Annotated in this window: 10 protein-coding genes; 6 read left to right on the top strand and 4 right to left on the bottom strand. The window is 75.2% G+C overall.

Features of this window, described 5'->3' with window-relative positions; all coding sequences use genetic code 11:
• Window positions 1-3: 3 nt before the first annotated feature.
• Genes HL663_RS03075 through HL663_RS03065 form a run of 3 tightly spaced genes read left to right on the top strand, consistent with a single transcriptional unit; the run spans window position 4 to window position 2,688 of the window.
• On the top strand, window positions 4-1,266 hold the full coding sequence (locus HL663_RS03075; RefSeq protein ID WP_173027014.1) for a glycosyltransferase 87 family protein: 1,263 nt from the start codon (window positions 4-6) through the stop codon (window positions 1,264-1,266).
• Window positions 1,267-1,270: 4 nt separating this feature from the next.
• The gene (locus HL663_RS03070; protein WP_173027013.1) at window positions 1,271-1,699 is read left to right on the top strand and encodes a DUF4446 family protein; all 429 of its coding nucleotides are present in this window, start codon (window positions 1,271-1,273) and stop codon (window positions 1,697-1,699) included.
• Entirely contained in the window at window positions 1,696-2,688 is a 993-nt protein-coding gene (locus HL663_RS03065) for a prephenate dehydratase (protein WP_173027012.1), read from the top strand. The genes HL663_RS03070 and HL663_RS03065 overlap by 4 nt, the downstream gene beginning before the upstream one ends.
• A gap of 283 nt (window positions 2,689-2,971) precedes the next feature.
• On the opposite strand, the gene HL663_RS03060 is transcribed toward HL663_RS03065, so the two are convergent.
• Genes HL663_RS03060 through HL663_RS03050 form a run of 3 tightly spaced genes read right to left on the bottom strand, consistent with a single transcriptional unit; the run spans window position 2,972 to window position 5,407 of the window.
• On the bottom strand, window positions 2,972-3,457 hold the full coding sequence (locus HL663_RS03060) for an META domain-containing protein (RefSeq protein WP_173027011.1): 486 nt from the start codon (window positions 3,455-3,457) through the stop codon (window positions 2,972-2,974).
• A 16-nt stretch (window positions 3,458-3,473) separates the two neighbouring features.
• Window positions 3,474-4,526, bottom strand: a complete 1,053-nt coding sequence (locus HL663_RS03055; protein ID WP_173027010.1) for a 1-acyl-sn-glycerol-3-phosphate acyltransferase — start codon at window positions 4,524-4,526, stop codon at window positions 3,474-3,476.
• 53 nt (window positions 4,527-4,579) lie between these two features.
• Complete coding sequence (locus tag HL663_RS03050) at window positions 4,580-5,407, bottom strand: patatin-like phospholipase family protein (RefSeq protein ID WP_173027009.1); 828 nt, start codon at window positions 5,405-5,407, stop codon at window positions 4,580-4,582.
• A gap of 33 nt (window positions 5,408-5,440) precedes the next feature.
• Here HL663_RS03050 and HL663_RS03045 point away from each other — a divergent pair, with 33 nt between their 5' ends.
• The 3 genes from HL663_RS03045 to zwf all read left to right on the top strand — a co-directional run bounded on the left by HL663_RS03045 (window position 5,441) and on the right by zwf (window position 9,457).
• Window positions 5,441-6,820 (top strand): HAD-IB family hydrolase, encoded by a 1,380-nt coding sequence (locus HL663_RS03045; RefSeq protein WP_173027008.1) that lies wholly within the window; start codon window positions 5,441-5,443, stop codon window positions 6,818-6,820.
• A 156-nt stretch (window positions 6,821-6,976) separates the two neighbouring features.
• Complete coding sequence (gene efeU / locus HL663_RS03040) at window positions 6,977-7,831, top strand: iron uptake transporter permease EfeU (RefSeq protein ID WP_173027007.1); 855 nt, start codon at window positions 6,977-6,979, stop codon at window positions 7,829-7,831.
• Between the two features lie 192 nt (window positions 7,832-8,023).
• Window positions 8,024-9,457, top strand: a complete 1,434-nt coding sequence (gene zwf, locus HL663_RS03035; RefSeq protein WP_173027006.1) for a glucose-6-phosphate dehydrogenase — start codon at window positions 8,024-8,026, stop codon at window positions 9,455-9,457.
• 36 nt (window positions 9,458-9,493) lie between these two features.
• On the opposite strand, the gene HL663_RS03030 is transcribed toward zwf, so the two are convergent.
• Window positions 9,494-10,585, bottom strand: a complete 1,092-nt coding sequence (locus tag HL663_RS03030) for a diacylglycerol/lipid kinase family protein (RefSeq protein ID WP_286175890.1) — start codon at window positions 10,583-10,585, stop codon at window positions 9,494-9,496.
• Window positions 10,586-10,641: the final 56 nt, after the last annotated feature.

Genomic DNA, 10,641 nt, shown 5'->3' with positions numbered 1-10,641 from the left:
GTCGTGACCTCCCCACCCGCCCGACGCCCCGCCGTGCCCCGGCACCGCTGGATCCTCGCGGTGGTCCTGGTCGCGCTCGCCGCCTCGCCGGTGGCCCTGCGCTACCTCGTCTTCTGGCCGCTGGACCAGTGGCAGGTCGACGTCGACGTCTACCGGCAGGCGGGTGTCTCCATCCTGACCGGGCGGCCCGTCTACTCGGCGATGACCGAGGCGCCGCAGCTGCTGCCGTTCACGTACCCGCCGTTCGCGGCGTTCCTCGGGATCCCGTTGGCGCTCATCCCGTTCGGTGTCGTCGGCTGGCTGTGGACGGCGTTGCAGGTCATCGCGACCACCGCGATCGTCTGGTACGCCGGGCGGGCGCTGCTGGCCCGGTCGGGCTCGTGGCTGCCGCTGGCGCTCGCCGCCCTCACCGCCCCGATGCTGTGGCTGCACCCGGTCGGCGACGGCATCCGGTTCGGGCAGGTCAACGCCTTCATCGTGCTGGCCTGCGTCATGGACCTCGTCGAGCCCCGGCCGCGCCTGGCCCGCTGGCTGCCCAAGGGCGCGCTCATCGGGCTCGCGATGGCCGTCAAGCTGACGCCGGGGGTCTTCGTCGTGCACTTCCTCCTGACCCGGCGCTGGAAGGAGGCCGCGACCGCCGTGGCGTCCGCCGCGGTCGCGACGCTGCTCGCGGCCGCCGTCCTGCCCGGGACGTCGTGGACGTACTGGACCTCCGCCCTGCGCGACCCCACGCGGCTCGGGCCGAACGCCGGCACCGCGAACCAGTCGGTGCGCGGCTTCCTGCTGCGCCTCGGGCCGGAGGGGCTGCCGGGCACGGTCCTCTGGCTCGTCGTCGTCGCCGCGATCGCGTGGGTCGGCTTCCGCCTCGCGGCCCGGATGTACCGGGCGGGCGACCCCGTCGGCGAGCTCGCGGTCGTCGGCATCGTCGCGTGCCTCGTCTCGCCGGTGTCGTGGGTGCACCACTACCACTGGGTCGTCGTCGTGGTCCTGGCGCTGCTCGGGGCGCGGCCGTGGGAGGAGCGGCGCCGGCTGTGGGCCGCCGCCGCCGTCACGGTGTTCTTCACGCTGCGCCTGCCGTGGTGGGGCATCGACTGGCTCGCGCAGCGCGACTGGCCGCAGTGGCCGGGGCGGGTGCTGCAGAACGCCGACGTCGCCGGCGGCCTCGCGTGCCTGGCCCTGCTGTGGTGGGTCGCCCGCGAGCGGGAGCGCGCCGCCGGGGCGGACCCGGACGTCGGGGCGCCGTCCTCGTCCCCGGCCCTAGCCTGAGGCCATGCTCGACATCACCCCGGCGGAGGCGCTGCTGCTCGCGGTCCCCGCGCTGCTGCTGCTCGGGGCGGTCGGGCTCGTCGTCGTGCTGCTCGCCCGGACCGCCGGGCTGCGCCGCCGGGTCGAGGCCCTCGAGGCGCACCGCCCGGCCGGCGACACCGACGTCAGCGCGCTGCGGGCCGAGGTGGCGCAGGCCCTGCGGCACGTCGCGGTCGTCCGGTACGACGCGTTCGGCGACATGGGCGGCCGGCTGAGCTTCAGCGCGGCCGTCGTCGACGACCGGGGCGACGGCCTCGTCATCAGCTCGATCCACGCGCGCGGCGAGTCGCGCACCTACGCGAAGGGGGTCGTCGGCGGAGCGTCCGAGGCGACGCTCTCGCCCGAGGAGCAGCAGGCCCTCGCCGCCGCCCGCACCGGCAAGGAGCACCCATGACCACCCGCTTCGGCTACCTCGGGCCCGAGGGCACCTTCACCTCGATGGCCCTCGACGCCTGGCCGGCCGCGGGGCCGGGGTCCGAGCGCGTCGCGTTCGGGTCGGTGGGCGCGGCGCTCGCGGCCCTGCGCGCCGGGGACGTCGACGGCGCGATGGTGCCGATCGAGAACTCCGTCGAGGGCGGGGTGTCGGCGACGCTCGACGCGCTGGCCAGCGGCGACCCGCTCGTCGTGACCGGCGAGGTGCTCGTGCCGGTGCGCTTCGTCCTCGCGGCACGCGGCGGGGTGTCGCTCGCCGACGTCCGCGCGGTCGGGACCCACTCGCACGCCTGGGCCCAGGTCCGCGGCTGGATGGCCACCCACCTGCCCGAGGCGGTCTACGTGCCGACGCTGTCGACCGCGTCCGCGGCGGAGACGCTGGGGGCGGTGCACGAGGGCCGGGTGGACGCCGCCGGGGGTGGTGCGGCAGGTTCGCCGGGTTCGTCGGGCTCGCCGGGGTTCGAGGCGGCGGTGTGCGCGCCGGCGGCGGCCTCGCTGCACGGGCTGTCGGTGCTCGCCGAGGGCATCGGCGACATGCAGTCGGCCGTCACCCGCTTCGTGCTCGTCGCACGGCCCGGGGCGATGCCGGCGCCGACCGGGGCGGACAAGACGACGGTCGTGCTCTACCAGCGCGAGGACCACGCCGGTGGGCTGCTGGAGCTGCTCGAGCAGTTCGCGGCGCGCGGCATCAACATGACGCGGCTGGAGTCGCGGCCGACCAAGGAGTCGATGGGCGCCTACTGCTTCTCGGTCGACATCGAGGGGCACGTCCTCGACGAGCGGCTCGGCGAGGCGCTCATGGGCCTGAAGCGGATCTGCGCCGAGGTGCGCTTCCTCGGCTCCTACCCCCGGGCCGACCGGCAGCCGGCGACCATCGGGGCGCGCGCGAGCGACGCCGACTTCGCGTCGGCCCGCGCCTGGATCGAGGGACTGCGCGCGGGAGGGGCCTGACCCGCCGCCCGGCCGGCGACAGTGTCACCTCCCAGCCTCCACGCCCCGTGGGAGGTTTACCTGCCACCCGGCAACCATCTGCCTGCGCCGCGGGAGGTTTCGCTCCCACCCGGCCACCACTGCCTGCGAACCGCCAAGTTTCCCTCCCGGGGTGCGGGCACATGGTTGCGGAGCGGGAGGTTTACCTCCCGGCGCGGGAGGTAAACCTCCCGGAGGGCGTGGAGGCTGGGAGAGCACACCGTGGCCGGGGGGTGCGGGCGGGCGCGGGGACGGGTGTCCCGGGTCAGGTGCTCGCGGGCTGCTGCTCGAGGCCGATCCACCAGCGGTCGTCGGGGCCCCAGTGGAGGAAGAGGTAGGGGCCCGAGCGCTCCAGCCGCGGCCGCGCGGCGAGCATCTCGAGCGCCCACTGCTCCTGGGCCATCCGGTCTGCGTCGAGGCAGGCCATCTCGGTCACGGCCAGCCCGTCCGGGACGACGAGCCGCGAGCCGTCCACCGCCACGCGCCCGCCGCCGGAGTTGCACCCCGGCTGCACGGCGAGCCGGTCGCCGTCGACCGAGAACGACAGGGTCCCGGGCACGACGGGCGCCGGCGCGCCGACGGTGTTGACCGCCACCCAGCGCCCCGCGAGGTCCTCGACCGAGCCCACGGCCCGCGACCCGTTGGCCGAGCCGTCGCCGTCCGCCACCTGCAGGCGCAGCGCCGCCGCCCCGGCGACGACGAGGAGCACGACGGCGAGGGCGGCGAACACACGACCGGACAGGTGCTGCATCCCGGTGCGACGCCGGTCAGGCCGCCCCGGTTCCGCCGTCGGTGCCGGCCCACCGCTCCGGGATGCCACCGGCGTCCGTGTGCGCTGTCACCCACGCGTCGACCTCGCCCCAGCGGGCGTCGAGCCACGCCCCGAACGCGACCGGGTCGGACGGCACGTCCTCGCTGCGCCAGGTCCACGTCCGCACGAGGAAGGGCCGGTCCCGGAAGGGCATCGCGTCCCAGATGAGGCGCGGGCCCGACAGCTGCCCGTACCCCGCGTGGGCCACGACCATGACGTCGGCCTCGGGCCGGGCCTCGCGCGCGGCCCACGCCCCGCGGGTCTTCGGCGGCAGCACGTGGACGAGCTGCTCCGCCCGGTCGGCCCGCCGGTGCTCACCGCGCCGGCGCAGCTTCTCGATGAGGTGTGCCCGGCGCGAGGGCGTCCAGTTCTGGCCCTCGGGGAAGATGAGGAGGACGTCGTCGTCGCCGAGGCCGCGGGCCATCCCACGCACCCCCGCGAGCCGGTCCTCGCCGGCCGCCGGCACGAAGAACGAGTCGAGCCGGGTGAGGATCGTGTCGACGCCCGGGTCCCACCGCAGCGCCTCGGCGAGGACGATCCGCGGCAGCCGGCCGGCCGTGCGGGCCAGCAGCCACGCGACGGCGAGTGAGTCGAACGGGCCGGCGTGCCGGGCGAGCGCGATGAGCGGCCGCCCGCGCGTCCCGAAGTGCATCCGGTCGGTCAGCCGGACCTCGAGCCCCAGCCAGCGCCGCGTGTAGAACATCAGCGAGTCGAGCGCGTCCGACAGCAGCCGCTCGTTCGACTCGCGCCACGCCGGCGCCCCCTCGTCGTGCGGCTCGGCACCGATCACCCAGCAGCGCACCAGCATCCGGATGTCGACCCACATGAGGAGCACCGCGAGGCACGCCGAGCGGAACAGGCGCGCCCGCCGGTCGACGAGCGAGTGCAGCGCCCCCACGACGACGACGGGCACCATGAGGCCGGTCACGACGAGGCCGACGAGCGGCCACACCGGCGCCAGCACCCGACGGACCGCGCGCGGCGGTGGGGGGATGCCTCGTGCGCCCATGCCCCGGAGCCTAGGGCCGCGGTCCCCGTCGGGGACAGGGGCGCCGCCGCCCGTCAGAGGCCCGCGAGGTACTCCGCCGACGCCTCGTACGCCTGCCGCTCGCGCTCGCGCATCCGGGACGAGCGGGCCTCGCGCAGCGACACGTTCGGGGTCGACGCGGCGCCGCTCGGCAGCACGTGCGTCTCGACCTCCGGGGGGACCGACGCCATCTCGTGGACGTAGCGGTGCCGGCGGGCGATCTCGAACGCCACCGTGCCGACCTCCCACGGCCGTCGCGGCGGGGCCAGCGGCTGCTCGACCCGCCCGACCTGGAGGACGAACACCCGCGTCGCCCCGAGCGCCAGCGCCCGACCGACGGGGATGGAGTGGACGAGCCCGCCGTCGAGGTGCGACCACCCGTCGATGACGACCGGCGGGAAGAGCCCGGGCACCGAGCACGACGCGACGACCGGCCACGTCAGCCCGCCGGTGTCGAACCACGCCGCGCTGGAGTCCTCGATGCGCGCCGCGACGCACTGGAAGGGCACCGCCAGCTCCTCGAACGTCGACACCGGCAGGTAGGCGTCGATGACGTGCCGCAGCGGCGCGTTCGACAGCAGGTGGGTGCGCGAGCGGGCCGCGCGCGCCGCCTGGCGCACCGGGTTCTCGACGAACACCCCCTCGCGGACGACCGCCTCCCAGACCTCGGCCAGCCGGGCCGCTCCGGCCGGGGTGGGGTCGGCCGCGACGAACGCGCCGTTGAGCGCGCCGATGCTCGTCCCGAGGACGAGGTCGGGGACGACACCGGCCTCGGCCAGCGCGCGGACCATCCCGACCTGGGTGGCGCCGAGCACCCCGCCGCCCCCGAGGACGAACGCCGTGAGCCCTCCGTCGTCCGCCATCCCCCCATGATGCCGCCCGGGTAGCCTGCGACCATGGCTGGCGCGGCGATCTTCGACCTCGACCGCACCCTCCTGCAGGGAGGGACCGGCCCCCTGCTCTCGCGGGCGATGTACGACCTCGGCGTCGTGACCCGCCGGCTGCCCGGCGAGGGGCTGCTCTTCAAGGCCTTCGACCTCATCGGCGAGACGCTGCCGAGCATCGCGCTGGCCCGGCAGGCGACCCTCGTGGCCCGCGGCCGCGCCGGCGACGCCTTCGACGAGGCCGCCACCGCGGCCGCGGAGACCATCTCGGCCGTCGTCCACCCCTTCGCGCTGGCGCTCATCGAGCAGCACCGGGCGGCCGGGCGGCCGGTGGTCCTCGCGACGACGACCCCCGAGCACCTGGTCCGCCCGCTCGCCGAGCGCCTCGGCGTCGACCACGTCGTCGCCACCCGGTACGCCCTGACCGAGGACGGGCGCTTCAGCGGCGACCTCGAGGGCCCGTTCGTCTGGTCGCGCGGCAAGCTCGACGCCGTGCGGGCGTGGGCGGCGCGCGAGGACATCGACCTCGCCGAGTCCTTCGCCTACTCCGACTCCATCTACGACCTGCCGCTGCTGTCGGCGGTCGGCACCCCGGCCGCGGTCAACCCCGACCCGCGGCTCACCGTCTACGCGCTCGCCCGGGGGTGGCCCATCGTGCACTTCGACGTCTCGCCCGGAGTGGTCAAGATCCCGGTCGTCGGGGTCGAGCTCCAGCGGCTGCTGTTCCTCGCCAGCCCCCCGCTGCTCACGCCCTACGCGCGCTTCGACGTGGCCGGCACCGAGAACGTCCCCCGGACCGGGCCGGCCATCCTCGTCGGCAACCACCGCAGCTACTTCGACGTCCCGGCGATGATCCAGATGATGCGCCGCACCGGGCGCACCGGACGGGTCCTCGCGAAGAAGGAGCTCTTCGACGTCCCGGTCGTCGGGGCGCTCGCGACCGCGCTCGGGGGCATCGCCGTCGACCGCGGCGGCGCCGGCCAGGAGTCCTTCGAGACCGCGGCCGTCGCCCTCGAGGCCGGCGAGCTCGTCTGCCTGCTGCCGCAGGGCACCATCCCGCGCGGCGAGCGCTTCTACGACCCGGTCCTCAAGGGCCGCACCGGCGCCGCGCGCCTCGCGGCCGCGACCGGCGCCCCGGTCATCCCCTTCGGCATCTGGGGCAGCGAGAAGGTGTGGCCGCGCAGCTCGCCGGCCCCGCGGATGCTCGCCCTCACCGACCCGCCGACCGTGCGGGTGCGGGTGGGGGAGCCGGTCGAGGGGCTCGGGGGCACGCCCGCGGCCGACACGGAGCGGATCATGGCGGCGATCGTCGACTGCCTGCCACCCGAGGCCCGCGAGCGCCGGACCCCGACCGCCGAGGAGGTCGCCCTCGCGACGCCCCGGGGCCGCTGAGCCCCAGGGCGCGTCGAGGTCGCCGAGGCCGCCGACGCCCCCTCCGGTACCGCTCCACCCCCGGTCGGTGGCCCGCCGCGGAACGCCCTTTGACCGCCCGCCCGCCGGCGCGGTTGTCTGCGCGGGTCGGTGTCGGCACGTCGCACGGGAGCAGCCATGGTCGTCAGCACCGCCCTCATCGGGCTCCGCGAGGGACTCGAGGCCGCGCTGGTCGTCGTCGTCCTCCTCGCCTTCCTCGTCCGCACCGACCGCCGGTGGGCCCTGCCGTGGGTGTGGGCCGGGGTCGCGGCGGCGGTCGTCGTGTCCGCCGCGCTCGGGGCGCTGCTCACCCTCGGGACCCGCGAGCTGCCCGAGGCGACCGGCGAGGCGGTGGGCGGCGCGGCGAGCATCGCCGCCGTCGGGCTCGTCACGGCCATGGTCTTCTGGATGCGCTCCGCGGCGCGCGGGATGGCCGGCGAGCTCCGCGGGCGCCTGGACCGGGCCCTGTCCCTCGGGCCGCTCGCGGTCGCGCTCGTCGGCTTCCTCGGCGTGGGGCGCGAGGGCCTCGAGACCGCGGTCTTCGCCTACGCCACCGTGCAGGGCGCGGGCGACGGCGACACGGCGCCCCTGCTCGGCTGGGCGCTCGGCCTGCTCGGCGCCGCGCTCCTCGGGGTGCTCGTCTACCGCGGCGCGCTGCGCATCGACCTCGCACGGTTCTTCCGCTGGACCGGGGTCGCGCTCGTGCTCGTCGCGGCGGGCATCCTCGCCTACGGCCTGCACGAGCTGCAGGAGGCCGGCGTCCTGCCGGGCGAGGACCTGCCGGCCTTCGACGTCTCCGGCGCGGTCGACCCCGGCGCCTGGTACGCCGTGCTCCTGCGCGGCGTCCTCAACGTGACGCCGGCGATGACCGTGCTCCAGGTCGCCGCCTGGGTCGGGTACGTCGGGGTCGTGCTGCCCCTGTTCCTGCGGCCGGCGCGCCCGGCAGCCGGCGGGTCGAGGCTCGGCGCGGAGCGCACGGCGGTGCGGGCCTGACCCAGGGGGGCGAGGCCACGCGGGCCCCTGCGCCGACGCGGACCCGCCCCCGGGTCAGGACGCCCCCGACGGCCTCCGTCGGCGGCTGGAGGGGACAACTCCCCTGGTGACGAAATATATTCCGCACCAATGGAAATCCGCAAACGGGCTGGGGGACTGGCGTCCACGCCCCGTGGGGGACAGGGTGGGGCCATGACCGCGCCCACCACCGTCATCCTGTTCGGCGCCACCGGCGACCTCGCGCAGCGCAAGCTGATCCCCGGCCTGCTCCACCTCTTCCAGTCGCGCCTCCTCGACGACCTGCGCGTCGTCGGGACCTCGCTCGACGAGAAGAGCCCCGACGAGTTCCGCGACTTCGCGCACACCGCCATCCGCGAGCACAGCACGCGTGAGGTCGACGAGGCCGACTGGAAGGCCTTCGTCGACCGCATCGACTACGTGCCGCTGTCCGCCGGCCCGCAGGCGCTCGCCGACGCGGTCGCCCGCGCCGAGAAGCAGCTGCCCGGCGAGGTCGAGCTGCGCCTGCACTACCTCGCGGTGCCGCCGAAGGCCGCGCTCGCGGCCGTGCAGACGATCGCCGACGCGCGCCTCGTCGAGCGCAGCCGCGTCGTCATGGAGAAGCCCTTCGGCCACGACCACGCCAGCGCCGTCGCGCTCAACGCGCAGCTGCACGAGGTCTTCGACGAGGAGCAGATCTTCCGGATCGACCACTTCCTCGGCAAGGAGCCGGCGCAGAACATCCTCGCGTTCCGCTTCGCCAACGGGCTGTTCGAGCCGATCTGGCACCGCAACAACATCTCGCACGTCCAGATCGACGTCCCCGAGACCCTCGGCCTCAGCCAGCGCGCCGACTTCTACGAGGCGACCGGCGCCTACCGCGACATGGTCGTCACGCACCTGTTCCAGATCCTCGCCTTCACGGCGATGGAGCCCCCGACCGCGCTCGAGCCGGCCGCCATCAGCCGCGAGAAGAACAAGGTCTTCCGCTCGATGCAGCCGATCATGCCGACCGACGTCGTGCGCGGGCAGTACACCGGCTACCACCAGGAGCCCGGGGTGGCCCCGGAGTCCGACACCGAGACCTTCGTCGCCCTCAAGTGCTTCGTCGACAACTGGCGCTGGGCCGGGGTGCCGTTCTACCTGCGGACCGGCAAGCGGATGGCCGAGGGCGCCCGGATCATCTCCATCGCCTTCAAGGAGCCCCCGCAGTCGATGTTCCCCAAGGGCTCGGGCGTCGGGGACCAGGGTCCGGACCACCTGACCTTCGACCTCGCCGACAAGTCGCGGATGTCGCTCTCGTTCTACGGCAAGCGCCCCGGCCCCGGCTTCCGCCTCGACAAGCTCTCGATGCAGTTCGCGATGCAGGAGACGAGCTGGGCGGGCGCGGTGCTCGAGGCCTACGAGCGGCTCATCTACGACGCGGCCCGCGGCGACCGGACCCTCTTCACGTCGGCCACGGGCATCGAGCGGCTCTGGGAGATCAGCCAGCCGATCCTCGACAACCCGCCGCCGGTGCACCCCTACGCGCAGGGCACGTGGGGCCCGAACCAGATCCACCAGCTCATCGCGCCGTTCACGTGGCGGCTGCCGTTCGAGCGCACCTGGCGGGAGCACACGAAGGGCTGAGCGACGTCCGGCCGGGCCGGCGTCGGTGACCTCGGGTCAGGCGCCGGTCGGTCGCCCGTTCTCGGTGCGGACGACGAGCGCGCGGGGCTGCACCTCGACCGAGAGGCGGCTGGCCTCACCGATGATGTCGCCGTCGACCTGGACCCGCTGCGGCTCGTCGACGTTGACGGTGGCGGTCTGGCACTTGTGCCGCTCGAGCGTGGAGTTGGTCCGGTCGCTGCGGGTGATGAGCCGCGCGGCCACCGACGCCCACGCCGCGACGCCCCGCGGGGCGAGGACGATGACGTCGAGCATCCCGTCGTCGGGCTCCGCGTCCGGGAGGAGGTCGATGCCGCCGGTGATCTTGCCGCAGTTGCCGATGACGACCATCCTGGCCCGCTGGGTCTCGGGCGGGCCGCCGTCGACGGTGAGCGTGACCTTGAAGCGCTCGGTCAGCATGTGCCGCAGGCCGGCCGGGACGTAGGCGCCCCAGCCGATGCGCGACTTCAGCTCCTCGGACGTCGAGTCCATGATCGCGGCGTCCAGGCCCATCCCGGCCATGACGAAGAACGCGTGCCGCTGCGCGCCGGCGCTCGAGCCCTCGCCGGCGCCCTCCTCGAGCTCGAGGTCCTCGGGGTCGAGGGTCAGCCAGCCGGCGTCGACGTGCCGGTTGCGGCCGGTGAGGGCCACGACCATCGCGCGCTCGATGTCGTCGACGGGCATCTCGAGGTTGCGGGCCAGGAGGTTGCCGGTGCCGCCCGGCAGCAGGCCGAGCGGGACGCCGGAGCCGACCATCTCCTGGGCGACGGCGCGGACGGTCCCGTCGCCGCCGAGGGCGCAGACGAGGTCGACGCCGTCCTCGAGGGCCTGGCGGGTCTGGCCGAAGCCGACGTCGTGGACCGTCGTCTCGTGCAGCTCCGGCGGGGCCCAGTCGTTGGCCTCGCACACCCGGGCGAGCGTGGCGCGCACGGCGTCGAGGTCGTCGAACTTCGTCGGGTTGACGACGACGGCCACCCGCTTGCGCGGCGGCGGGGCGTCGTCACCCGCGCGGAAGCTGTCGCGCGAGGGGCGCTGGGCCGCGACGTGGCGGCCCGGCTCGCGGGCGGACACGACGAGGTAGACCCCGACGACGGCGAAGAGCACCGCCACCGCGACGCCAACCCAGGTCCACGCTTCGCCCGACACAACACCGGAAGGTACAGCAG

This window comes from Arthrobacter sp. NEB 688, from assembly GCF_013201035.1.
GTDB lineage: Bacteria > Actinomycetota > Actinomycetes > Actinomycetales > Dermatophilaceae > Phycicoccus.
This window is presented reverse-complemented; position numbering and strand designations above follow the sequence as displayed.

Coding starts and splice junctions, on each gene's coding strand:
- zwf (WP_173027006.1), top strand. CDS start 8,024: ATGACCGCGCCCACCACCGTCATCCTGTTCGGCGCCACCGGCGACCTC.
- HL663_RS03065 (WP_173027012.1), top strand. CDS start 1,696: ATGACCACCCGCTTCGGCTACCTCGGGCCCGAGGGCACCTTCACCTCG.
- HL663_RS03050 (WP_173027009.1), bottom strand. CDS start 5,407: ATGGCGGACGACGGAGGGCTCACGGCGTTCGTCCTCGGGGGCGGCGGG.
- HL663_RS03070 (WP_173027013.1), top strand. CDS start 1,271: ATGCTCGACATCACCCCGGCGGAGGCGCTGCTGCTCGCGGTCCCCGCG.
- efeU (WP_173027007.1), top strand. CDS start 6,977: ATGGTCGTCAGCACCGCCCTCATCGGGCTCCGCGAGGGACTCGAGGCC.
- HL663_RS03045 (WP_173027008.1), top strand. CDS start 5,441: ATGGCTGGCGCGGCGATCTTCGACCTCGACCGCACCCTCCTGCAGGGA.
- HL663_RS03060 (WP_173027011.1), bottom strand. CDS start 3,457: ATGCAGCACCTGTCCGGTCGTGTGTTCGCCGCCCTCGCCGTCGTGCTC.
- HL663_RS03055 (WP_173027010.1), bottom strand. CDS start 4,526: ATGGGCGCACGAGGCATCCCCCCACCGCCGCGCGCGGTCCGTCGGGTG.